20 protein-coding genes and 1 pseudogene are annotated in these 25,735 nt (G+C 29.4%); 6 read left to right on the forward strand and 15 right to left on the reverse strand.

From position 1 onward, the window contains the following. Positions 1–301 precede the first annotated feature (301 nt). The 14 genes and pseudogenes from AABJ49_RS04105 to alaS all read right to left on the reverse strand — a co-directional run bounded on the left by AABJ49_RS04105 (position 302) and on the right by alaS (position 18,966). Entirely contained in the window at positions 302–2,248 is a 1,947-nt protein-coding gene (locus tag AABJ49_RS04105) for a tetratricopeptide repeat protein (RefSeq protein ID WP_338376269.1), read from the reverse strand. Positions 2,249–2,330: 82 nt separating this feature from the next. Continuing rightward, positions 2,331–5,174, reverse strand: a complete 2,844-nt coding sequence (locus tag AABJ49_RS04110; protein ID WP_338376270.1) for a CHAT domain-containing tetratricopeptide repeat protein — start codon at positions 5,172–5,174, stop codon at positions 2,331–2,333. Positions 5,175–5,184: 10 nt separating this feature from the next. Continuing rightward, positions 5,185–5,928, reverse strand: a complete 744-nt coding sequence (locus AABJ49_RS04115) for a hypothetical protein (protein WP_338376271.1) — start codon at positions 5,926–5,928, stop codon at positions 5,185–5,187. An 18-nt stretch (positions 5,929–5,946) separates the two neighbouring features. After that, positions 5,947–7,530 (reverse strand): hypothetical protein, encoded by a 1,584-nt coding sequence (locus AABJ49_RS04120; RefSeq protein ID WP_338376272.1) that lies wholly within the window; start codon positions 7,528–7,530, stop codon positions 5,947–5,949. Positions 7,531–7,606: 76 nt separating this feature from the next. Next, complete coding sequence (locus AABJ49_RS04125; RefSeq protein ID WP_338376273.1) at positions 7,607–8,935, reverse strand: hypothetical protein; 1,329 nt, start codon at positions 8,933–8,935, stop codon at positions 7,607–7,609. A 24-nt stretch (positions 8,936–8,959) separates the two neighbouring features. Continuing rightward, complete coding sequence (locus tag AABJ49_RS04130; protein ID WP_338376274.1) at positions 8,960–10,408, reverse strand: hypothetical protein; 1,449 nt, start codon at positions 10,406–10,408, stop codon at positions 8,960–8,962. 65 nt (positions 10,409–10,473) lie between these two features. Next, positions 10,474–11,058 (reverse strand): hypothetical protein, encoded by a 585-nt coding sequence (locus AABJ49_RS04135; RefSeq protein WP_338376275.1) that lies wholly within the window; start codon positions 11,056–11,058, stop codon positions 10,474–10,476. 2 nt (positions 11,059–11,060) lie between these two features. Next, a complete protein-coding gene (locus tag AABJ49_RS04140; RefSeq protein ID WP_338376276.1) occupies positions 11,061–12,074 on the reverse strand; it encodes a hypothetical protein in 1,014 nt (337 codons plus the stop codon). After that, complete coding sequence (locus tag AABJ49_RS04145; protein ID WP_338376278.1) at positions 12,067–12,786, reverse strand: hypothetical protein; 720 nt, start codon at positions 12,784–12,786, stop codon at positions 12,067–12,069. The genes AABJ49_RS04140 and AABJ49_RS04145 overlap by 8 nt, the downstream gene beginning before the upstream one ends. Then, positions 12,779–13,744 (reverse strand): hypothetical protein, encoded by a 966-nt coding sequence (locus tag AABJ49_RS04150; RefSeq protein WP_338376279.1) that lies wholly within the window; start codon positions 13,742–13,744, stop codon positions 12,779–12,781. The genes AABJ49_RS04145 and AABJ49_RS04150 overlap by 8 nt, the downstream gene beginning before the upstream one ends. Positions 13,745–13,777: 33 nt before the next feature. Beyond that, positions 13,778–14,830, reverse strand: coding sequence for a hypothetical protein (locus AABJ49_RS04155; protein ID WP_338376280.1), 1,053 nt, complete (start codon positions 14,828–14,830; stop codon positions 13,778–13,780). Between the two features lie 80 nt (positions 14,831–14,910). Continuing rightward, the gene (locus AABJ49_RS04160) at positions 14,911–15,861 is read right to left on the reverse strand and encodes a GSCFA domain-containing protein (RefSeq protein ID WP_338376281.1); all 951 of its coding nucleotides are present in this window, start codon (positions 15,859–15,861) and stop codon (positions 14,911–14,913) included. 34 nt (positions 15,862–15,895) lie between these two features. Next, positions 15,896–16,273 (reverse strand): annotated as a pseudogene (locus tag AABJ49_RS04165) (GxxExxY protein). Positions 16,274–16,329: 56 nt separating this feature from the next. Continuing rightward, positions 16,330–18,966 carry an alanine--tRNA ligase gene (gene alaS / locus AABJ49_RS04170; RefSeq protein ID WP_338376283.1) on the reverse strand — a complete coding sequence of 879 codons (2,637 nt, stop codon included), beginning with the start codon at positions 18,964–18,966 and terminating at the stop codon, positions 16,330–16,332. 170 nt (positions 18,967–19,136) lie between these two features. Here alaS and AABJ49_RS04175 point away from each other — a divergent pair, with 170 nt between their 5' ends. The 6 genes from AABJ49_RS04175 (at position 19,137) to AABJ49_RS04200 (ending at position 22,810) form a co-directional block, all read left to right on the forward strand. Then, a complete protein-coding gene (locus AABJ49_RS04175; protein WP_338376284.1) occupies positions 19,137–20,114 on the forward strand; it encodes a M23 family metallopeptidase in 978 nt (325 codons plus the stop codon). 48 nt (positions 20,115–20,162) lie between these two features. Beyond that, the gene (locus tag AABJ49_RS04180; protein WP_338376286.1) at positions 20,163–20,495 is read left to right on the forward strand and encodes a MerR family transcriptional regulator; all 333 of its coding nucleotides are present in this window, start codon (positions 20,163–20,165) and stop codon (positions 20,493–20,495) included. A 76-nt stretch (positions 20,496–20,571) separates the two neighbouring features. Further along, a complete protein-coding gene (locus AABJ49_RS04185) occupies positions 20,572–21,183 on the forward strand; it encodes a LemA family protein (RefSeq protein ID WP_338376287.1) in 612 nt (203 codons plus the stop codon). 2 nt (positions 21,184–21,185) lie between these two features. Then, complete coding sequence (locus tag AABJ49_RS04190) at positions 21,186–21,623, forward strand: TPM domain-containing protein (protein WP_338376289.1); 438 nt, start codon at positions 21,186–21,188, stop codon at positions 21,621–21,623. 50 nt (positions 21,624–21,673) lie between these two features. Further along, positions 21,674–22,432 (forward strand): TPM domain-containing protein, encoded by a 759-nt coding sequence (locus AABJ49_RS04195; RefSeq protein WP_338376449.1) that lies wholly within the window; start codon positions 21,674–21,676, stop codon positions 22,430–22,432. Between the two features lie 24 nt (positions 22,433–22,456). Further along, positions 22,457–22,810 carry a hypothetical protein gene (locus AABJ49_RS04200; protein ID WP_338376291.1) on the forward strand — a complete coding sequence of 118 codons (354 nt, stop codon included), beginning with the start codon at positions 22,457–22,459 and terminating at the stop codon, positions 22,808–22,810. Between the two features lie 100 nt (positions 22,811–22,910). Here AABJ49_RS04200 and AABJ49_RS04205 read toward each other — a convergent pair whose 3' ends face one another. Further along, positions 22,911–25,694, reverse strand: coding sequence for an outer membrane beta-barrel protein (locus AABJ49_RS04205; RefSeq protein ID WP_338376292.1), 2,784 nt, complete (start codon positions 25,692–25,694; stop codon positions 22,911–22,913). Positions 25,695–25,735 lie beyond the last annotated feature (41 nt).

Here is a 25,735-nt window from a genome sequence, read left to right on the forward strand (position 1 = left end):
CTATGTGTTCGAGTAAATTAATTTGTTTTTTGATTATATCTAATTTAAATTCTGTTTTATTATCTAAATTAATATTTTCGTTTAAGAGCTGTTTTTTTTGTTTCTCCAAATCTAATTGTATGAGTAATGAACTAACTACTTTATCAAATATTGCTGTGCTTTTCTTCTGCTTGATTGTATGCAAAATCACGATACTTATCGATAATATGAAAAAAAACAGCAAACTAATCATTGTTAAAAAATTTATGGATTACTTACAAAAGTACATTCTAACTTTGAGTTAATAAATAAGGCAACTGCCCTATATTTTAGGTACTTCTACCACAACTTGCATGCCATTTTGGCTTATGAATTGAATACTTGCCTTAATTTCTTTGGCTCTTTTTTCTAATGAATTTATACCATTCCCTTTTTCGATAGTTTTATAATCAAATCCTTTTCCGTTGTCCGTAATATTTATTTTGATGTTATCTGATTTTACAACTATTGTGACAGAAATTTGAGTCGCTTTTGCATGTTTTATAGCATTATTTACAGATTCTTGAATTATTCTGTAAAGAGTAATACCTGTTTTTGAGTCTAACTTTATTTTTTCATGTTCTTTGGGATACACAAATTCAAATTGTATTCCCTGAAGGGAAATTTTTGCATTTTCTATGAAATTTGCTGTTCTTGCTTTTAAATCTTCAAAAGTGATTTCTTCTTTGTTCATGGCCCAAATGGAATCTCGAAGTTCTGTAATTGTATTTCTTGTGAAACCAGTAATAGAATCGTATTTTTTATTGAAATCTTCTTTAGACAAGTCGAAAAACTTCAAATTATCAATTGAAGAAATGATGAAAGTTAATTGTGATCCAATATTATCATGCAATTCTCTTGAAATTTCTATACGTTGTTCTTGAAGCCTATTTTGGGTTTCAATTTTAGTTAAAGCTTGTCGTAATTCATTTTCTTTAAGCAATTGCTCATTTTTTAATTTTTGCTGTTTGTAAACCAAAAAACCAATTAATCCAAGTAAAAAAGCCAATCCAAAAGCTCCATAAATGAGATAATTTTTACGTTTTATTTTATTTTCTTTTACTAAATTTTCATTTTTAGCTTGCGCTAATTCTAATTCTCTTTTTTCTGATTCGTATTTGGTTTCTAATTCCTGTAAAGCTTTTGCAGAAGATTCTTTAAATTTTAGTGCTATTTTTTTATAATACAACTCATTATAAAAACTCCCTTTTACACTATTTCCAGTTTTAAAATATGCTTTTGCTAAAGTTTTATATACATTAACTTCATAGACATCAGCATCAGTTTCTTTATTAATTTCATATACAGATTTTTCTCCAAATTCAATGGCTTTTTGTGTTTGATTTAACTGTAAATACAGTTCAGCAATTTCGCTAGTCATTTTTACTAAAGAAGAAGAATTGATAGGAACTTCTGCTGGTCTATTATAAGATTCTAAGTAGAGTTCTAAAGCTTTTTGCGGCTTATTTTCTAAAGCATAAATTTGTGCTAAACCTTGTAAATTGTTGTAATAAACCGTTTTGTCTTCAGCTTTATTGGCTTTTTGAATTCCGTTTTTAAAAGAAGTTTTTGCTTCATTAATCTTATTTAATTCTTTGTAGCAAATTCCCAAATTATTGTAGGACGAAGCTTCACCTTGAGCATATTTTCGTTCTGAACGAATTTCCAAAGCTTTTTGATGATACGGAATTGCTTTTTCGAATAATTCCATTTCTTGGTAAATTAATCCAATGTTGTTTAATGTGGCATCAATTTTAATAGTGTTATCTTTTATTTGATTTTTTTCAGCTAGTTTTAAGGCTTTAAAAAACCAATTTAGAGCTTCTTGAAATCGTCCTTTATTCCAGTTAAACATTCCTAAATTGTTATAAGAATATTGTTCTTGAATTAGAAATTTGTTTTTGATACTGTAAGCAACTGATTTTTCAAAATAAATTTTAGCTGAATCTGAAAACCCGTTGACATCGAAAAATATTCCTTTGTTGTTTAAAAATGTATTATAACCGTATTTCTGATTGGTTTTTAATGCATACTTTTCGGTAATTTTTAAAATTTCTAATGCTTTTTCTTTATCGGTGAAAATATATTTCCAAGACAATTTATTGTAGACATCAACTTTTATGGAATCATTTTTTGTGGTATTAATAACCTGAAGCAAGCTGTCAATTTTGTTATTTTGAGCTAGCATCATGTTAAAAAAAAGAAGAAATAAAAAGTAGGTTTTTTTCATTATAAATTTTTAACTAAAATAAGTATTTTTTTGTAATTAAAACTTTGAAAATTTCAAACGATTAAAGTTAAAAATAAAATTCTTACATACCATTATATAAAAAAGGAGCCCAAAACTGAGGATGTTTATACCTTTCTCCAAAATCACCGTTAATGAATGCTCTTTTTATCTGGTTTAAAGTTGTAGAAGCTTTTGCATTTTCTTGAACTACTTTTTTGAATAAATTTTGCATGGTCAATGCTGTTCCAGCATCATTTACTGGCCATAATGACAACATTGTAGCATTTGAACCTGCAACTAAAAATGATGAATTTAGTCCATTTATTCCTTCTCCTCCATAGAGTTTGCCAATACCTGTATCACAAGCACTAAGGACAACTAAATCTGCATTCAAGTTTAATTTTGCAATTTCTGGAGCTAATAAAAAAGTATCTTCTTTGCCATCACCACCATTAGGTTGTGAAAACATGACACCACTAAATTCTGGAATGACAGTTCCTGTGAAACCATGCGTTGATATGATTAAGTTTTTGTATTGTTTTAATTCTCCACTAGCATTGAGTTTTTTGAAATTACTTTCGCTCATGCTTAATCCTGTAAAAACTTTAATATCATTTGAAAGTGTGCCTATAAATTGAACTTCTTTTAATGTGCCTTCTAAATAATTTGCACCTCCAAAACCTATAGCTTCTAGTTCAGGTTTGAAATTATAAATGCCTTTATTGATTTTTTGGTTTACAGCATCCGAAATTTTATAAAAGTCTTCCATGCCACGAGCCGTTGGTTTCACATTTCCTGAAGGTTGGTACAAGGCACCACCAAAAGCAATGACCGATTTTCTATTTTCTGCATATTTTCTGTTGGCAATGATTTTCCAAATGGTTGTATTTGGAATGTATTTTACATCATGTGTACTTACAAAATATTGATTTTTAGGAGATAAAAAAGCTTCGAAAGGCAAATAGTTTAATTCATCTGCAGCACTAATAATTACTTTTGGATGACTTATTAAAACATCTTGAATTGGCAGTAAGGTTAAATTATACCAAAAATGTAGAAAGTCGTTTTGCACATTTTGAAGTTGCGGATTAGCTTCTTTTAAAAGTTGTCTAGTCCATTCAATTAACATTACAAAATCTTCTTTTTTATAAGCAGCTTGTTTGGTAGCATATCGCACTAGTTCGCCATCTTTGTAATCAACTTGTAAATCACTCAAATAAGGATTGATGTTGGATGGAATTTTTTTGGCTTTGTTGGTATATGCTTTTTTCAAGCGAAGCAATTCATCTATAGGATAACTGTATCTGATTTGGGCTTTATCTTTTGTAATCACACTCATGATAATTTCTCCAGGTTGACCAATCGAATAAGTAATCAATACCTCATCATTTTGCAAGAGTTGTTGTGCATCACTTATAGTAGCTAAAGGAATATTTTTATTCAATTGCTCTTTTAAATAGCCACTTCGACTTTGTTCTTGTGTGGAAAATAATTTTGCTACATCTTTAGTGTATTGACAACTCATAATCATACCTGCATATACACCTTCAATAGTATTGGTATATTCTAACTTTTGTTTGGCTGTAAGATTTTCTTTTACCTTATCTGCTAAAGCAATACTTTTTTCAAATTGAGTAATCGCATTTTTGTAATCTTTTTGGTTGTAATAGAGAAATCCTAAATTATTGTATAAGTTTTGTGCTCCTGCAAAATCATTTTCTTTCAAGCTGTAGGCAACCGTTTCTTCCGTTATTTTTTTAGCTTCCTCATGTAAGCCTTGTTTTGCTTTTATCATCACTAAATTTCCGCTAACCTCATTGATTAAACTTTTATCATTAATTGCTTTAGCCAAATTATAAGCTTTGGTTAAATAGGTTCCAGCTTTTGTTCTTTCAGCTTGTGGACCATCAAAAATATGATATGCTCCAATAGAATTAAATGCTTTTGCCTTAAAATAATCGTTATTAATTTTGGTTGCTATTTGTTCTAATTGGTAAGCCGTTTGTAATTTTTCCTCTTGTTTGTTTTCCATTTTAGCCAGCACTTGAATTTTATGCAATTGCATATTCGCTAAAGCTAATGTCGGATAAGGCAATTTGAGTTTTTCACTTAATCCATCATTAATAGTAACCAATGCTCCTGGTTTATTAAAGGAATTATTTTTGATTACTGATAAAAAATACAAAGCATAACCTCTTTGGCTAACCAAAGACGAATTGTTTTTACTAATTTCTAAAAAATATTCAAATTGATTGATACTTTCGCTAGTATTTCCTCCATAATAAAACGTTACTGCTTTGAGCAAAGGCAACATTTTTTGGAACAAAGGATTGGCATTTCTTTGGCTGGAATAATAAGCAAATAGAGCATCTAAATTAGCACATTTTTTACCTTGGGTTAGAATTCCATTCACACAATTGTCTAATTCAATGGCTTTGTTGATGTTTACTGTATTGTTTTGATAATAAGAAAGCCATTTGTTTTTTAATGGAGACAAATCTTTTTTAGTAAATGTTTCAATTTTCACCATATCATCGATGGTTTCTTGAGGGTTTTGAAACGTTGACAATTGCATGGCCCATTCTAAATTTTGAAGTGCCTTTTCTGTATTTCCATTCAAGAATTGAATGTAGGATTGTGTGAAATAAGGAAATGGCATTAAAGGCTGAATATTTAAAGCTTGTGTAGAAGCCATCTGTGCAGCATTTAAATCACCTTTCAGAATTTGATAATACGAATGAAGATAATATCCTGCAAATTCATCCGAATAATTTATCATTAGGTTTTCACTTCCTTCTTTCATTTTTGCTAAATCACTAGATTTATATCCCTGAATATAAACATCATAATAAGCATTAAAACTTAGAGGTTGCGATACCATTATTCCTCCTAACAATAACAGAAAAAGCACTAAAAAATTTTTCATTGGTAACAGTTTACATTGCAGTTTTTAAAACACCACCTTCGTAATATCCCTTTTCGATAATAGTTCCGTTTTTATCAATCATAAAACCAATTCCTTCTTTGTAGTTATCGTCCCAATCTCCAATATATTTTTTTCCATCATTGTAAAAATAGACACCAAAACCTCTTCGTTTGTCATATAAATATTGTCCATAATATGCATCACCATCTTTCCAAACATGTATCATTGGGAATAATCGGTAACCATGTTTAAAATAGCCTAAAGCAAAGCTTCCATTATCATACTTATCCATAGTGAAACCACTTTTCCCATCGCCTTTTATCAAAGCATATTTTCCTGGAGGTTCAACTACATAGCCTTTCAAATCAATTTTATCATCTTTGTATTGCTCACTCTTAGTAGGTTTTCCATTAGTTAATATAAATGAAGGACCATCTTTTTTTCCGTCTCTGTAAGTGTATAGTTCTACAATATCTTTTTCTTTATCCATTTTGATAACCGTTCCATCCAATTGATTGTCTTTATTGTAAGTTTGATACGTTACTTTTCCATCAGCATGAAGAATCATATTGGGTCCAACAATTAAACTATCTTTTCTAAATCCATAAGAAACATCACCATTTTCATTGGTAAATGATTTAAAACTGATTAGTCCTTTTTTTACATCTTTTTTCCCAACTTGTTTGCTGAAATTTTGTTGAGCATAGCCTAAAGTTACTACCAACAAGGCTATAATTTGGATTGTTTTTTTCATGTTTTTTTGTTCTTAATATTAATTTGTTGCTCCTTTTTTGTGAATTTTAATGACTTCACCATTAGAAAATTCGGCTGCAAACGGAATGTTTTTTACGATAGCATATGATTTACCATGAAATTTTCCGTCTTTCCAAAAGCCATAATAGTTGTCACCAGATTCTTTGTAGTACATATAACCATAGCCATCATTTCTTTGAGTTTCTGGATGAATATTTCCTAAATAAATATCACCATTATTGTAAGAGTAAGTGCCTTTTATCATTTTTAAATTAGAAAACTCACCAATAAATTTATCACCATTTGCATAAATATAAGCTCCATATCCGTTGTCACAATCTCCGTAAACACAGCCTTTTGTGAGGTTATTACTTTTATAATCAAGTTCTCTTACAAATTTTCCGTTTTCGTATTCATTTGCTTTTGTAACGTTAGTAGATTTAACGTAAAATCTTCCTTTCCCGTGAATGTAACCGTTGAGAAAACTTCCATCATAACCGTTATCATTAGCATAAGTGTAAGAACCAAAACCATGCATTTTATCATTTTTCCATTCACCCATGTAAGAATCTCCAATATCCCAAAAATACATTCCAAAGCCACTTTTTTTACCATTTTCCCAGTAACCTTCATAGCTTCCTTGAGAATATTTATATTTTCCCCAACCATTTTGACAATCACCTGTGCAATTTGAATTAACAGCTGCAACTTGACTAGCAGTTTTAGGAACATATTCATAATAAACAGGCACGCTTTCTTTGTTAAAAGCTACAGTGTTGAGGGTTTTTAAGTTTTCTAACGCCTTTTGTTGAATAGCTTCTGTTATCGTTTTATATCCTGAAGTTTTACCGTTTTCAGAGGTTAAATATCGTACTTCCACTTTTTTTAACTCGTTGAGTTTTCCATTATAATTGGGAAAATATTGGTATTCATACTTTACAATCCAGTTTTGATTTTCGTCAAACTCATACATGTACAAAGTATACATATCAAGAGTGTTGTCGTTGGGTTTGCCTTTTCTCATGTCATAAATGCGAAGAGAAACTAACTTTGTTTTTGGATCATAAGCGTAGTAGTAGATTCCGAAAGTGTCGTTATAATCTTGAATTAACAGGTTATCTTCGTTATAAACTTCCGTTTTTATATAACTTTTATCTGGTGTGATGATAGTTTTGCCAGACGAATAGTTAAAATTTAACGAAGTATTATATTCTTCTTTTTCTGCCTTAAAATAAATTGATTTGATACTTCCATTAGGATTTTTTACAACTTCATTGGTTAAAGCCAAATACGATTTAAAAGGAGTTTTAATGATATGATAATCGTTTTGATTTTTATCATAAATCATTTTTACATTTTGATACGATTTAGTGTAGATTGCATTTTTCAAATAGGAATTTGAAAGCTGATAACCATCTTTATTAAAAGTGTATTTTGTAGTTACTGGTTTTCCAAAATCTTTACTATAATACACATAAGTTTGTTCAACGGAAGTGACATTTTTTGAATTTACTTCATTGTCTTTGAGTGTAAGATTTGTTCCAAATTGGGCATAAGAAAATTGAAAACAGATGAACAGCAATAGATAAATTTTTGATTTCATAAGTTATTGTGTTTATTTTTCAAATTTGCAACTACTTAACCATAAAAAAAATACGACAGTTGTCGTATTCTTTCAATTATTCGATGGCTCTTCTGTTACAAAAATCAGAATCTTCAAATGAAATGTTTTTGATAGAAACTGAGTTTGATGGAATATTTATGGATTCATAATTTACACTGGTTACATTCGGAGTAGTATTGGACACAGAAACAAAATTGTAAGGTAAAAGATTTACATTTTTACTTACATTTCGCATTCTTGAAACATTTAAAGTAAAACAATCTTTATTTTTATTAAAAATCATTGGACCTTCATAAGAATTATAATAAGCAGACTGAGAACCATTAAAAATTAAGTAGTTTTCCTCTGAAATTTTGAAAACATAACCTTGATAAAAATGATTTCCTAATACATCTCCATTTTCATTTACATAATAAGACATGGTTCCTGTTCTAACTAAAAAAACATTTTGAGCAATTTGTTCAATAGGCAAACCTCCTCTGTTTGTCCAAACTTGGCTAGGTGTGTCTATTCCGAATTGATTATTCCAATGGTTGATTAAATTACCTTGCATATCTAAGACTAAATTTCCACCTCTTCCTTCTGTATTGTATTGATAAGTATTATATGGAATTATTATTTTATCAGATATTGTTTTTATTGGATTTGAACAAGTTAATAATGCATCTGGTCTGGTATCTTGAGCATATTTCATAAAAATAAGATTTCCATTCCAGTCAAATTTTGAAATATAAAAGTCTACACCAACTCTACCAAAAGACATAAAACCATCAGTCAAAGCCAATGTTCTCAACCAATGCAAACTACTGAATTGCAATGTTTTTATCAAATTTCCATTGGAAGCATCAATAATTAGGAGGTTTCCTAAATTACAAATTACTAATCTAGAATTTGAGATATTGCTAATTGCATTGTAATAATACCCTTCATAATAAGGTAACGAATATTTGTCGTATTTTTTCTGCCATAGAATTTCTAAATTTTCATTCATTTTGACTGTAAAAACTCTACCTGTAACTACATTTGAAGAACTGTATATTGTTCCACAAATTACTAAATTACCTTGCTCATCTTTGTTAATATCGTGTAAATCTGTTTGACCAGAAAAAGTGATCTGTTTTAGTTTTTTACCCTCTAAATCAATAAATGAAACTTCAATATTTTTTGTATTTAAATCATTTTTAACGCAATAAATTCCGTTGTTTGTTTCTATATTTTTTGAACTAATTCCTAAAGAAGTATCAACATTTCCGTCAAACAAAATTCTTTTACTGCTTGCTGTGTTACTTCCGTTTAAAGTTTTGTTTGAATCATCATCTTTTGAACATGACACAACAAAGAGCAATAAAGTTATTCCTAAAAAAAATTGTAAAGTAGTTTTCATTTGAAGTATTAGATTTTTAAAAAATTAGTTTAAACAATAAAATTTAAACTCTCTTTTCTTTTCTTCTCCCATATAATTTTCTGTTACAGAAATTTTAGTATTATTATTCAAATTAGTTGCAATAGAAAATTGATCCATCTGAATATAACCGACGTTATTGCGAATGGTTCTAGCAATGATTTGATATTGCAAACGATTTCCATAATGATCGGTTTTCAATACCGCATAAACTGATTCTGTTCCTTCAGCTTGTGGACCACGCAACATGACTAAAAACACATTAGATTCATCACATTCAAAAAGCTTTCCAATGGCATAAACAGTAGTGTTTGGAGATAAAAACAATCTTTTAGACATTTTTAAATTGGTAATATCTCTACCTTGTGCTTTGCTATAATCATATGTAAAAGTTTTGGGTAACGCCTCAAAATTGGCTTTAAATTCTACAAATTCAGCTTTTTGACCTGCATATTTTTTGTCCAAATCATCTTTGGTTTTGTTTAATCGCATTTCTTTTAAAACATCAATTTTCTCTTTAATTCTTTCAATTTCTGCTTTGTCTGAAGTGGTAATTTGTACTTTTTTAGTGTCTTTGCTTTGCTTGTTAGTAATTACTAAATTGATTTCTTTATTATTTTGCTCTAGCTTCACCTGATAATTCATCATTTCACCCCAATAATATTCCATGTTATTATTTGTTGGAGCTTTATTAAACGAACCTATTGTTAAAGCATTTAAATCAAAAAGAGCAACTTTATCTATTCCGTGTTTGGGTTTATATTTAGAAGCATAAGTATTTCCATCTTGATAATTTGTAACTATGTTGTCGAAAATTGGGGTTGTTTGTGTTAAAAAAGTAGCAGTTTTCAAATCGAAATATTTCATTTTATTACCATCTTCAAACAACAACAAACTTCTACATGGTAAATTTTCTTTGAGTTTTAATGTTTGTTTAAACTCTCTCCATTTTTTGGTTTTCCAATTATAAAATTGCACAAAACTGTGTAATGGTTTTTTAAGATTCAATCTACCTTTACCGTCTTTTTGATAAATGGTAAAAGCAAAAACGATTTCATCGCCAATTATATCATGAATAATTCCATGTTGTGATGGTAAATCTTTTCCTGTATAAAATGTATTTGATGCTTCATCCCAAATAAAATAATGTTCGGGTTGAAGGTTGTTTTCATCCCAACCTGCTAAAATGACATTATCATCTCTATAGTCAAAAATTTGTGGTATAAAATTATTATCAGAAGTAAAACCCTTAAAAATCAACTCTCTGACTTGTTCACCTGTTTGCAAATCATATACTAATCCATAACTTCCATCTTCATGCCAAACTAAAGCATGGGTTTGCGATTTACTGAGATGAATTTTTAAATCTCTTATACTTCTTGTGCTTGTAAAAAAACCATTTTGTGCAATAGAATTGAAACCAATTAGTAAAATTAAAATTCGGATTATTTTCATGATTATTATTTTATCACAAAGTAATAATCCAAAATACATTTATGAAATAAGGCAATTGGCGTATTTTACAACAAACCACTTCTTTGGAAAAAATAGCGAAGTAAAATAAAAGGAAGGATAATGGCTACTGAACTCCAATTATTTTCGGAAGTGAAAAAATTGGGAAAATTGGGTACTACTAATAACATCATAAAAGCTCCTAAAATGATAGAAATGTGCAAAATGATTGCTCTAGAACTAAAAGGATGAATAGTAGCATTTTCAATTTCGTTTGGATTAGTTTTGTAAAACCAAATGATTTCTAGTAAAAAAAACAACAAATTGAAGTTAAAGAAAATGTTCTGAAAAAATAAAATTTCAAAATTTATGGCTATCAAATCATAATTTTTATAATGAGCCATGAAACCAAAAAACACAAGAATAAAAATGAAATAAATACCCATCAGAAAAAATTTGGACGACAAACTTGTCTCGATATTTTTTCTTCTTTTGAAATAATATGTTACTATAGAATACAGCACTTCATTCCACCAAAAAAGATAAAGTATATAAAAAACAGTTACTTGATTATTGTAAATGGCTAAGAGTGTAAAAACAACTATAGCTAATGTATCAAGCGTATTAATATCTTTTTTATGAATGAGTTTCATTATCATTTTTTGATACTTTTCTTTTTGAAAATTTTATAAATAACAATTATGAGAAATAGTACTAAAATAAAAGGACTCGCTATGGCTGCAAAAATGAGTAAACCTGGCAAAAAAGACCAAAAGTTACCTTGTACTTCATAGGGATTTTTAGCCTCGTAAGATTTTAATTTTTGAGGCATATTTCCTTTTGAAAAAACATCTATTTCTTCAAAAAGTTCTTCGGATTTAAGGAGTTTTGATTCAAAATGAAAGTTAGGTTGGTGTTTGTAATAGGTAATTACTAAATTATCCTTAGGTTTTGGTGAAAAATTAGTTTTAGTTCCTACTAGAATTTTTTCAGTTACATCTGTTTGAAAATTGAAATGAGATGAAATTCCTGATACGTCTTCAAGTTTTAAATTGTCTTTTAATTCGATAATAAAATTCCCTTTTTCTATAGGTTGTTTCCAAACATTGCCTGATTCAAGTAAGTAAATAAAAGCATTTTTGCGTTCGTTTGTGTAGCCTTTTGTAATACCTGCTTCGTTTGTATTGACTAAAAAATAAACCTCAACATCTTTACTTTCTTTCGGATTAAAAGCTATTTCCCAAGTAAACCAATTCTCGTTTTGAAAAGTTTGCGTTTGATTAGAATCGCCTATTGTTTGCTGGTTGATGATTTGCTCTTTCCCGTTTGTTTTAATTTTAAATTTGTATAGCGAATCTAACTGTACTTGATTCAAATTCACTTCACCACCTTGATAAATTCCGTTCACAGGATAACCCATAGTAAAGTTTAAAGAATCTGTTGTCGTATTCACCATTTTATAAGTTCCTTTTACCACAGCAAAACCTTTATGAAGTTGTATATAAATGGTTTCATGCTGCATTTGCACTTTTTTATACGATAAGGAATCATCAGGAAAAAGCATGCTGAAAGATGTTCCTCCAGCATTATAAATTCCAGGTTGTGAAACATTGGAACACAACAATAGAAGGAATGCTACTATAAAAAAATATTTTGCCGTTTTATTCATTACTTTCTATTTGCAATTCTCCATTTTTCCAATAGCCAACTAATTTTTTGTCTTCAACAATGTTGTGAAACATTCCGTAACCTTCGTAGGTTGAGTTTTTCCAATTTCCAAAATAATAATTTCCATTTGAATAGACATAAATCCCAATACCATTCATTTTTCCTTCCGAATCAAATTCTCCTATATAAGTAGTTTTATTGGCAAAAACATAGGAACCAAATTGCATGAAATTTCCCTTAAAAAAACCATTAAATTCATCTCCGTTTTCAAATTTATATCGACCATAGAAGTTTTGGCAATTTCCATTTACACAACCTATTTCTACAAGATTTTTTTGAAAATCGAAATAGGATTTGACAGAATCATTTTCAAACCAAGCTGCTTCAATAGTATTATCTTTAAAGAACTTCACTCCTTTTCCGTTGAGTTTTCCATCTTTAAAAATTCCTATTATAGTGGATATTGAATCATTTATTTTTATAAAACCAAAACCTTCCATTTTATCATTAGACCAAGTTCCTATATACATGGAATAATCATTAAACTGAAAAGAACCTGAATTCGTGCGTTTTCCATCTTTAAAAAAGCCCTCATATTGTCCGTTGATATACATTTTAGTTCCATAACCATCTTCGCAATTGCCTTGAAGACAATCGTTTTGAGCAAAAATAAAATGAGATAGAAAAAGACTTAGATAAAAAAGTTTATTCATTTAATTTAGCTTTCAATTCGTTTACTTTAAAAATATCAAAATCTACAGAGCCACTTGTTGTTCCATCAGCATAAGTAATTTTTCTAAAAGTATAATAGTTTTCGTGCTGTTTGTAACGGTAATACGTTCCTGCTCTTACAATCCAATCTTTTTCATCATTAAGTTGTTGAATTTCTTTAGCTTCAACTAGTCGATAAGGTTGGTTTTTTTCGTTTAAAAGATTTTCTTTTAATTGTTTTATGGTCAACCCATCGTATTGAATTTCCGATGCTATTCCATTGATGTTTTCAATTGGGTTTGGATAATTCATTTTAAACACCAAATTTTCAGTATCTTCATTTAAATACACTATTAAATATTCATTTTTAGGATTGCATTCAATCACTTTCTTTCCATCTATGTAAAGTGTGATGGTTTCAGATAAAACTGCATCATTGTCAAAATATTGATTTACGGATTTTAACAACTTCCCATCTTCATAATAAAATTTTTCTACTGAATGATTTTTAGCATAAATCCCCTTAATTTCAGCTAACTTATTAATGGAATCATAGCTAAAAATAAAGTCATTTTCGTATTGAGAAGACTTGTATTTTTTTTGAATCAAATTTTTGTTTTTATCGTATTTATAAGTAATTATGGCATTAAAATTAGGTCGGTTTTTTACTAAAATCTCTCTTTTAGTCAATAATCCATTTTCATAAGTAGATTTTTCAGCTGTTTCGCTTGCATATTTTCCATAAACAAAATAGGCGTGATTAATAATATTACCATTTTCATCAAATTCATAAACATCACTTGACTTGTCTGTTACAAATTTATCCTCAAAAGAATAAGTATAAGATTCAACCTGTTTGATTTTTTTTGTAAAACCTAAATCTTTGTAATTGACTTCGGGTTTTTGAGCAAAGGAAACAAGAGAAAAAAAGTAAATTATTAAATAAATGTTTTTTTTCATGACTTCAGTTGTATTCAAAACTAAATAATAGTGTTATTTATTTAGTATTTCATTGATGTGGTTTTTTAAAAAAGCATTACCACCTTTAATGACACCTGCTTTGTATTTTTCAACATCTACAGGTAAAATTAAACTATTTTCAACCGTAACATTTTGAGCTCTATACACTTTTCCAAAAGCTGTTTCTGTACCAATATAATCTTCGTCATTTTTAGCTTCACTTTTAATGGTTTGTGTTTCCAATGCACCTTCAATAACAATATCATTTTTGATGTTTCCAATGTAACTCACATCTGGAGAACCACCAATTGGATTTCTACCACAAGTGATATCAATTTGACTTTGCGCAAAAATATCTACTTGCTTCTTTTTGCCAATCGTTAATGCTTGTAATTTGCTTACTTTTTTTTCATTTATTGCTTTTATATGATCATAAGCAACAATTCTCAATTGGGTTTCTACCTTAATATTTGCACTTTTATTTCGTTGTGCCCATGAATTTTTATCCTCAATAAAGAAAACAAATAACTCTACATTTGCCACCACAGCATCATCTAAATCTTTTGATAATTTAGAACCATAATTCATCTTTATGAAATTTTCGTTAGAAGAATAAAAAGGATAATTAGATGGACGAACCGAAGCAACACCTGGGAAAATATCATACTCAACCGCTACATTTTCTTGTCGTTCTCTACCTTTAAATGCATCTGTATTTTCATATTGTTTTCCGTCAATAAATTCATATCCATCGGCAATAAATTCTGATTTAAACTGCGAAAAAATGGAATCTGTTATTTCTTTAAAATTCTGTTCTGTTAAATTATCTAAACCTAAAAAAAGTTTAGATTTTGCATCACCTTTTAGCACATTGTTTAACATACCACCTTTTGACGTTTTTTCTTTTTGATTATAAAACTGAAAGTGAATAACAAAATCGTTTACAAAGACTTTCTTAGGTTTATTTTTGAGCTGTTTTGTGCCGCCAAAAGTTTTGATTTTCACTTCCCCAACCGTTTGAGCATTAGATGGAAACACACTAATAATAAAAACAACAATTAAAAGATATTGGACTACTGATTTCATAAGATTAAGATTTATAATTAATAGAAATCAAAAGTCACAAAAAATAAACCTTAAGAAAATACGTCAATTGCCCTATTTTGTTAAAATTGCATAAAAGGAAACTGATTTTGAAGCATTTGTATTTTTTTATTAAGGTTTTCCAAAAACTTTTGATGACTTTCAGAATTGGGATTGAAAGGTTTATGCAAAAGTGATTTTTGAATACTATCAACTTCTTGCATTACTTTTTGACTTTCGTCTGAAATATAATTTTCAGAAAATCGTTCCCAAATGTAATCAATAGCTATTTGATTGGGATGCAACATATCTTCTCCATAAAAACGATAATCACGAAGTTCGTCCATCATGATTTCATAACTTGGAAAATAGTTGTGAATTGTGAATTGTGAATTGCGAATTGAATGTATTGCGGAAATAAGATGCGATTTACTTCTTTGATTTTCTACAAAACCATCTTTTATATGACGAACTGGGGAAACGGTGAAAATGAAATTACAATTTGGATTAACTTTTTGGATTAATTGAATTGTATTTTGAATTGATTTTTCAATGGTTTCTATGGAAAGGATTTCTTTTGAGAATTGTTTTTGTGGTACTTTGTGACAATTAGCTACAATTTCGTTTGATTCGATATTTCTATAAACCCATGAAGTTCCGTAAGTAATTATTATGTGAGTTGAACTGTTTAATTGGTTATAAGTTGAATGAATTAAATCGTTTAAAGTTGCTAAAAACTGTTCTTTATTTGGGTTTGATAATTCGGAATGCACTTCATAGCAATGCCACAAATCGTTGTAAAAAAAGATGTCATTTTCTGTGAATTCTATTTTATTTACAATTCGATTTACTAACTTTTCAATAGAAACTGGATTGAATATTATTCCGAATGGGTTGGTTGTAATATGGAATTTAAAATATTCAAACTTTTCACTCATATTTTCTGCAAAACACGAACCCAAAGCCATTATCTTACTTTCATAAGTTATTGGGTTTTTAGATTTTTCTATTGGTATTTTTGTGGTGAAATGCATGGGCTGTTCTCGCAAAGACGCAGAGGCGCAAAGTTTATAAATTATTTACTATTCTTTTTATTCCTGTTTTAATTAGTGGTTCATTAAAATTGATTAATAAACCTAATTTTAAATTAGTAATTTTTAATTAAGTTAAAACTTGTTTTGGATGAACAGCCACAATTTGCTCAACTGATTTTACTTCAATAATAACTTTATTTTCAACTATTAAATCAGCCCTAAAGCCAATATCCATCTTTGTTTCATTCCAAATTACTGGTAAAGATTTTTGTCTTTCAACTTTTAAACCTCTTGAAGTCAATTCATAATTTAAGATTGTTTCATAAACAGATTCTAACAATCCTGGTCCAAGTTTTGTATGAATTTTATAACAAATATCTACGATTATCTTAGAAATTTCATTTTCAGTCATTCTCTGTAAATTAACATTAAAAATCTTTGCGACTCTGCGTCTTTGCGAGATTCCTTCTATTTTACAAAATCAACCACTTTCTCCAAAACCTCATTTATTCCTAAAACATTTTTCCCTTTTCCAGAAGCGAAAAACGGTTGTCCACCACCATTTCCATCAATATATTTTCCTAATTCTCTGATGACATTTCCTGCATTTAAAGACTTTTCAGCAACCAATTCTTTTGAAATATAACAATGAATATTTGGCATATCATCTTCAATTGAAGCTAAAAACACGAATGAATTGGGTTTTGAAGTTCCAATAGCTTGAGCTAAATCTTTAGTGGAACTCATAGACAAATCTACTTGTTTGGCTAAAAAGTTAATACCGTTTATTTCCTGAAAATCGGCAACTAACATGTTTTTTAGTCCTTCAACTTTTTCTTTTAACAGTTGCTCAATTTGTTTTTTCAACTTTGCATTATCATCTTGTAAAGTTGTAACCGATTTTAAAATATCTTGAGGGTTTTTCAACGTTTCTTTGATTTCGGCCAAAGTCGTTTCTTGATTTTTATAGAAATCTTTTACTGCATCGCCAGTTATTGCTTCAATTCTACGAATTCCTGCTGCAACTGCTCCTTCTGAAATTATTTTGAAATGCCAAATATCAGCCGTGTTTTTTACATGAATTCCTCCACAAAGCTCTTTGCTTTCGCCAAATTCAATCATTCTAACAGTATCACCATATTTTTCACCAAATAAAGCCATTGCACCTTTATCTAAAGCTTCCTGAATTGGAATATTTCTGTATTCTTGCAATTGGAGTTGAGCTTCGATTTGAGCATTCACACTTGCTTCTACTTGACGTAATTCATCATCAGAAACTTTAGAAAAATGCGAAAAGTCAAAACGCAAATAATTTGGGTTAACCAACGAACCTTTTTGCTCCACATGAGTTCCTAAAATGTTTCTCAAAGCCAAATGCATTAAATGTGTAGCCGAGTGATTTTTAGAAGAAGCTGTTCTTAAATCTGTATTTACTTTAGCTACAAAACTTGCTGAAACATTTTCGGGTAATTTTTTAGCAATATGCAATATTAAGTTGTTCTCTTTTTTAGTATCTATAATTTCGATTGATTCGTTAGATGAAACTAGGGTTCCTTTGTCACCCACTTGTCCACCACCTTCAGGATAAAATGGAGTTGCATCTAAAACGATTTGGTATAAAACTCCATCTTTTTTTGAATCAATTTTACGAATTCTTGTGATTTTAACTTCATTTTCGGTTTGGTCATAACCTACAAAAGATTCGGTGTTTCCTTCCACTAAAATTTTCCAATCATCTGTTGAAACTTCCGAAGCTGCTCGAGAACGATTCTTTTGTTCTTGCATGGCTTTTTCAAAACCAGCTTCGTCTAATTCATAACCTTTTTCTCTTAAAATTAGAGCCGTTAAATCAATTGGAAACCCAAAAGTATCATATAATTCAAATGCTTTCGCACCGTCAACTTGTTTTCCTTTTGTATTTGAAATAACATTATCTAACAATTGTAATCCTTGATCTAAAGTTCTTAAAAAAGACGTTTCTTCCTCTTTAATTACTTGAGTTACTAAGTTTTGTTGGGTTTTAATTTCAGGAAAAAATTCACCCATTTGATTTGCAAGAACTTCAACTAATTGGTAAATGAAAGGTTCTTTTGTGTTTAAAAATGTAAATCCGTAACGAATAGCTCTACGCAAAATTCTACGAATTACATAACCAGCACCAGTGTTTGAAGGCAATTGTCCATCAGCAATAGCAAAAGCTACAGCACGAACGTGATCCACAATCACACGAATCGCAATATTAGTCTTGTTTTGTTCTTCTGATATATTTTTAACTTCGTTTGAAGTGTATTTTAAACCTGTAACTTGTTCTACTTTCTCAATTAATGGTGTAAAAACATCTGTATCATAATTTGATGTTACGTTTTGCATAGCCATACACAAACGCTCAAATCCCATTCCTGTATCAACATGTTGAGCTGGTAATTTTTCCAAAGAACCATCCGCTTTACGATTGAATTCCATGAATACATTGTTCCAAATTTCCACCACTTGAGGATGATCTGCATTAACCAAACTAAAACCTGAAACTTTAGCTCTTTCTTCATCCGAACGCAAATCGATATGAATTTCAGAACATGGACCACAAGGACCTTGGTCACCCATTTCCCAGAAATTATCTTTTTTATTTCCTTTTATGATTCGGTCTTCGTTTACAAATTGTTTCCATAAATCGAATGCTTCTTGATCGAAAGGAACATTTTCTGAAGGATTTCCTTCAAAAACAGAAACATAAATTCGGTCTTTGTCTAATTTTAAAACTTCTGTCAAAAATTCCCAAGACCAATTAATTGCTTCTTTTTTGAAATAATCTCCAAATGACCAGTTTCCTAACATTTCAAACATAGTGTGATGATAAGTATCAAAACCTACATCTTCTAAATCATTATGTTTTCCTGAAACACGAAGACATTTTTGTGTATCGGCAATTCGATTACTTTTTGGCTTGGCATTTCCTAAGAAGTACTCCTTAAATTGAGCCATTCCAGAATTATTGAACATTAAAGTTGGGTCATCTTTAAGCACAATTGGTGCAGATGGAACTATTAAATGTCCTTTTGATTCAAAAAATTGTAAAAATTGCTTTCTAATGTCTTGTGATTTCATTTTCGGTAATTGGATTTTTATCGCTTTCTGTTGTTAGATATTGAATTCATTTGCAAATTTGAGAAAAGTTTTACTTTAAAAAATAGATTAGAATGAAACATTTCTTAAATTTGTTCGTATAACTATTGTCTAACATTATAATTAGGCACAAAAATACTATATTTTATACAATGTCGAAGGTAAAATATTATTACGACCCAGAAAATTTATCATATAAAAAAATAAGTCCAAGAAGAGGACGAAAAATTGGATATGCCTTATTGTTTTTACTATCAGCAGCTTTATTTGGCTTTTTAAGCTTTATCATATTGATTAACAGCAGCTTTCTTGAAACTCCTAAAGATAAATTCCAAGCTAGAGAAATTCAAAATTTAAGTATTAATTACAAACTTCTCAATAAAAAAGTAGATCAAATCGAAGAAGTTTTGGGCGCCATTGAAGATAGAGATAACAATATTTATCGAGTTTATTTTAATAGTGAACCTATTCCGATGGAACAACGAAAAGAAGGTTTTGGAGGTGTAAATCGTTATAAAGAATTGGAAGGATATAACAATTCTGATTTGGTAATCAATACTACAAAAAGAGTTGATATGCTTACAAAAGAATTGGTTATTCAATCAAAATCGTTAGATGAAATAATTAGCTTAGCCAAAGGAAAAGAAAAATTATTAGCTTCAATTCCAGCAATTCAGCCAGTTAAAAACGAACAATTAAAAAGAATGGCTTCTGGTTTTGGATACAGAAGTGACCCATTTACAAAGGCTAGAAAGTTTCATTATGGAATGGATTTTACTTCTCCGCAAGGAACACCAATTTATGCTACTGGTGATGGAACTGTTTTGAAAGCCGACAATTCTTTGTCTGGTTATGGAAATCATATTGAAATTAACCACGGTTTTGGATATGTTACACTTTATGCCCATTTGAGTAAATACAATGTTAGACGTGGTCAAAAAGTGAAACGTGGAGATGTCATTGGTTATGTAGGAAGTACTGGTCGAAGTGAAGCACCTCATCTACATTATGAAGTAATCAAAGATGGTGAAAAAGTAAATCCGATTAATTTCTACTATGGTAGTATTTCGGCTGAAGAATATATCAACATTTCAAAAATTGCTAATCAAGAGAATCAGTCACTTGATTAAAGAAAACGGTTGGAATTTAGAATTTATTAATTTGGAATTTATAAAATTATGCACATAGATTTACCTGAAGGAAAATTGTACTACAGCATTGGTGAAGTGGCTAAAGCATTTGATGTAAATGCATCATTGATTCGTTTTTGGGATAAGGAATTTGATATTTTGAAGCCTAAAAAGAATGCAAAAGGCAATCGCAAGTTCACTTCAGAAGACATTAAAAATTTAAAATTGATTTATCATTTGGTAAAAGAAAGAGGTTTTACATTGGATGGTGCCAAAACGCATTTGAAAGAAAACCAAAAGAAAACTTTAGACAAGTTCGAAATCATTTCAAAATTAGAATTCATCAAAAATGAATTAATAAAATTCAAAGGAGAATTATAGATTTATTTTATAAAATTGAAACATTTTAAGACAAAATAAGACAAATAATAAAACAATAAATTAAAAACAAGAAATTATGAAAAAATGGTTAATTCCCGTAATAATTATAGTTGTAATCGTATTTGGATTATACAGTTGGGCAAAAGGAGTAAATAATACAGCAGTAACATTAAATGAAAACATTTCAGAAGCTTGGGGAAATGTAGAAACATCTTACCAAAGAAGAAATGATTTAATTGGAAATTTAGTAAAAACAGTAAAAGGTGCTGCAGATTTTGAAAAATCTACTCTTGAAGCGGTAATTTCTGCTCGTTCAAAAGCAACTTCAGTTACGATTGACCCAACAAATATTACTCCAGAGCAATTAGAACAATTCAACCAAGCACAAGGTGGAGTTAGTTCTGCATTGTCACGATTATTAGTTACTGTTGAAAGATATCCTGATTTAAAAGCGAATCAAAACTTTTTGAAATTACAGGATGAATTAGCTAGTACGGAAAATCAAATTTTAACAGCTAGAACTCGTTTTAATGAAGCTGTTAAACCTTACAACAATCATATCAAAGTTTTTCCTAATAACTTATTAGCAGGAATGTTTGGTTTTACTGAAAAAGCATATTTCAAAGCAGTTGAAGGAGCTGAAAAACCAGTTGAAGTTGAATTTGATTTCGATAACAAACCACAATAAACATGTCAAAAACCGAAGACTTTTTAACTTCTAAAGAAGAAGAAGAAATAGTTGAAGCTATTCGAATTGCTGAAGAAAACACTTCGGGAGAAATTCGTGTGCACCTTGAAGAAAAATCAGATAAACCTTCTATTGAAAGAGCTAAAGAAGTTTTCAATTTTTTAGAAATGTATAAAACAGAAGCCAGAAATGGTGTTCTGTTTTATATAAACGTTTCCGGAAATCAATTTGCCATTTTAGGTGATGAAGGAATTGACAAAGTGGTTCCTGCAGATTTTTGGGAAAGCACTAAAGACGTTGTTTTAAAAAACTTTTCAGAAAAAAAATTCAAAAAAGGTTTGATAGAAGGCATCATAAAAGCTGGTGAACAATTGAAACATTATTTTCCATACCAAACTGATGATATTAATGAGTTACCAAACGAAATTTCAAGAGAATAATGATACATACACTATATAAAATTATTCAATTTGTAATCTTCGCTACCTTGATGTTGATGTCATTTTTGGGGTTTTCGCAATATAAAATTCCGGATGTTCCTAAATTTCAAACTTCGGTTTATGATTATGCAGATGTTTTAAATGCAACGGAAGAAAAAGCTTTAGAAGATAAATTAATTCATTTTTCTGATTCAACAACGACACAAATAGTAGTAATTACAATTGAAAGTTTAAAAGGAGAAGATATCGGAATTCTAACACCAAGATGGGGACAAGAATGGGGAATTGGTGGAACAGCAAAAAACGACAATGGTGTAATAATTTTATTAGCTAAAGAAGAAAGAAAAATATGGATTTCTCCTGGCTATGGATTAGAACAATACTTAACAGCAGGAACTGTTGGTGAAATTACTCGAAACATAATAATTCCTGAATTTAAAGCCGGAAGTTACTACAAAGGTTTAGATGCTGGAACAACTGCTATTTTTGAAGTCATCAAAGGAACATACAAAGGATCACGAATTCAAAACAAAAACGACAACCCTTTCCCTTTCATAATGTTTTTTATCATTTTGATTATCATCTTTATTCTAATTGCAAAAAATAGAAATAATGGTGGTGGAAATAATGGAACTGGAAAATTTGGAGGACCAGGTATTTTAGACATGATTATTTTAAGCAGTCTTGGTAGAGGTTCTGGAGGAAATTTTGGTGGTGGCTCTTCTGGAGGTGGATTTGGTGGTGGAGGATTCGGTGGTGGATTTGGTGGTGGAGGTTTCTCTGGTGGTGGAGCTGGTGGAAGTTGGTAAGTTGACAATTATCCTAAACAAAATATGCTATTAATTTATTCATTAGTTATTCTATTTCTTGTAGCAATTATAATTTATTATTTCTTGTGGAAAGATAGATTACAAGACAAAAAGAATTTAGAGAAAGATTGGCAAAGATTCCGCAAATCTGTTTCAATAAATGATATTAAAGGAATAGCTATTCATGGAGATAAATTAATTTGGAATACATATCTACGTAAAGAACAATTAAAAGAAATAATTGATGTTGTAGATTTAATAGTGTCTAATTATCCTGCTTTAAAAGAATTAAAAAATAATGCTTTTAATAAAAAATTGCATTATGACCGAATTATACCATGTCCTGGAAGCAGTGGTGGAATAAAACAAAGTTGGTAATTCTAAAAAAATAATCCTAGGATAGAATTTATAAATCATAAATAAAAAACTCGTTTCGTCTTAGTGAAACGAGTTTTTTATTTATGCATTCCCTTTAAAATTAATCAAAGAAAATCCCATTATTATTTTTCTTTTTTCCACCAAATTTTTCTAGTTTATAAGTTAAAGAAAACATTACATATTGCTGTAGAACTGTATTTTCAGCATCTGTAATGGCAGTGGGAGTAATTGTTCTAGTTGCATTAACATTTTGATTTAATAAGTCATACACTTTTACTTTAGCAAGTAATTGATCTTTAAAGAAATTATAACCTAAACTAGCATTCCATAAATAAAAATCTTTTTGAAAACCACCTGTAATGTTAGAGTTATAGTTATATCCAAAATCATTTCCTAAAACGAAGTTCTTTGGCCAATAACTCGTAGTTTCTAATTTAAAACTGTGTCTAAAGTTATCTGTTTTATCAATGATGTAATTATCAAAACGAGTAATATTATAAGTATATCTATAAGAAGGAGAAATTGTAATTTTATCTTGAATGATGTATGAAAAGTTAACTCTTGGATTTAATTGTAATGCTTTAGACTCATATAAAGCAGCATTTGTTAATCCTTGGTTGAAGTTATAATTCACCCAAATTCCATAACCGTATTTAATGGTTCTTTTTTCTTTTTTATAAGATTTATTTACACTAAAACCGGTGAAAGCGTTGTAAGATCTATCCACGTTTTCATAAGTCGTTATTGCTTTAAAATCATTGTCATAAACCGTTGAACTCACCACTTCATTAGCATTTACATTTCCACCCAAATAAGCATAAAAACCTGAACGTGTAGCATAATCATAATTATTAAAATTAGTATAAACTCTATAACGTTCTGTTGGCTTTAAATTTGCATTACCAATTATAGTATTTAATGGATTTGCTAAATTTTCAAAAGGCAATAATTGATTTGCAGAAGGTAAAGAAGCTTCATAATTAAAATTGGCATAAATAGACTTTGATTTAGCCAATGTATAACTCAGATAACCATTTACTTTTGGATAAACATAGTTGTCTTTTAGTTTTGTTATTGTTCCTAAATAATCAGATTGATTGTCGTAATTTAAAAAATCAGCTCCAACAGCTAAACTTCCTCTAATTTTCTTTTTACTTAATTGCAATCCAACAGAACTTCCAAAAGTGTTATTTTTTGAATCAATAGTATTAGACAACAAATCATTAAAAGTATCATATTGATTAGTAGTTTCATTAAAATTAAAAGTGTTTCGAGAATCTGTTCCTCTTTTTGAATCGTAATAATTTTGAAAATTAAAAGTCAATGAATCGTTGATTGGTTCACTATATCCTAATTCAACTCGAACATTATTATTGGTTTCTTTGTTAAATATGTTTTGATTTCGACTGTCATTAGCATTTCCTGATTGGTAAAAAATAGTATTGGTTATAGTGTTTAATGTGTTCGCATTATTTACATGTTCATTATCAATATCAACACTTATAGACCTACCCTTTTTATTGAAACTTTTATTGAAATACAAATTGTTGCTAAATTTATTATTATCCGTTTCATTGAAGTTAGAACCATTAGTTTCATTTAACAAATCATCACTTTCATCAAAAGATTTTGAGAAACTTGTGCTTCTGTTTTTAGCATCACTTTTGGCAAAAGAAGGACTTATATATAAAGTTGCGGTAGAGTCAATTTTAATTTCAAATTCAGATGAAAAATTATGACCAACCACATCGTTTTTGAATGAAGATTCTGCATCTGTTTTTGTCGTGCCTGTTGGTAAAAGATTGGTTCTTTTAGTTCTATTTTTATTTTCGGTAATAGCTGTATTTAAATAGTAACTAAAATTTGGATCTATTTTTTTATCTAACCATTCATCCGCGTAATTAAGTCCTACTAAATTAGAACGAGTAATTCCTGAATTACCTCCAAATTGCATTCCATTTATGCTAAAAGCTCCGCTATCATTAGCCCAAAGAGACATATTTCGACCACCACCCATATTGTCAAAAATTTCATTCATAGAAAATCCAACAGAGTTTATATTATTAGAAGAACCTAAAACGCTTATTTTTTGAGAGTCTTTAAAGTAATTGAAAAGCAAACTAGATTCGTAACGTTTATCTGTACCATATCCTAATGTTGCTTTTCCAAACAAACCTTTATTTTTATCTTCTTGAATTGTTAGGTTTATAGTACTTTCATTAGAACTTGCTGCTCTACCAGAAATTTCTTCTGCTTTTGTTTTTGTGTCAGTAACTTGAACTTTATCAATCATTTCTGCTGGTAAATTTTGAGTTGCAATTTTTCCATCTTTACCAAAGAAAGGTTTTCCGTTGACTAAAATATTATTAACTTCTTTTCCATTTACCGTAATTTTACCTTCTTCATCAATTTCAACACCAGGCAATTGCTTTAACAATGCTTCAACATTGGCATCTGGTGTAACTTTAAACGAACCCGCATTGAATTCTAGTGTATCCGTTTTAATTTTAATAGGTGGAATTTCTCCTTTTACAATAACATCATCTAATTGAGCAGTTTGTTCAAATAATTCGATTACTCCAAAATTTTTATCGGCTAAAATGTTATCCAACTTTTTATTGTAATTCTTAAAACTATTATAGGAAATTTTAAAATTAACAGGAGATTCTGTTTTTCGAGACTTTAAAGAAAAGTTTCCGCTTTTATCAGAAATTGTATAATCAATAATTGTAGAATCTTTAACACTTGTTAGATAAATTGTAGCAGATTCTAAAGGAGCTTTTGAAGCATTGTCGATAATTTTCCCTGTAAGTTGAAAGGTGTTTTGACCAAAACTGATACAAGCAAATAGTAAAGTTGCAAGGAACGTAATTTTTTTAAACATAAAAATTTGATTGATGATTGTTTTTTGTATTAACTAGCAAA

The organism is uncultured Flavobacterium sp., from assembly GCF_963922255.1.
GTDB lineage: Bacteria > Bacteroidota > Bacteroidia > Flavobacteriales > Flavobacteriaceae > Flavobacterium.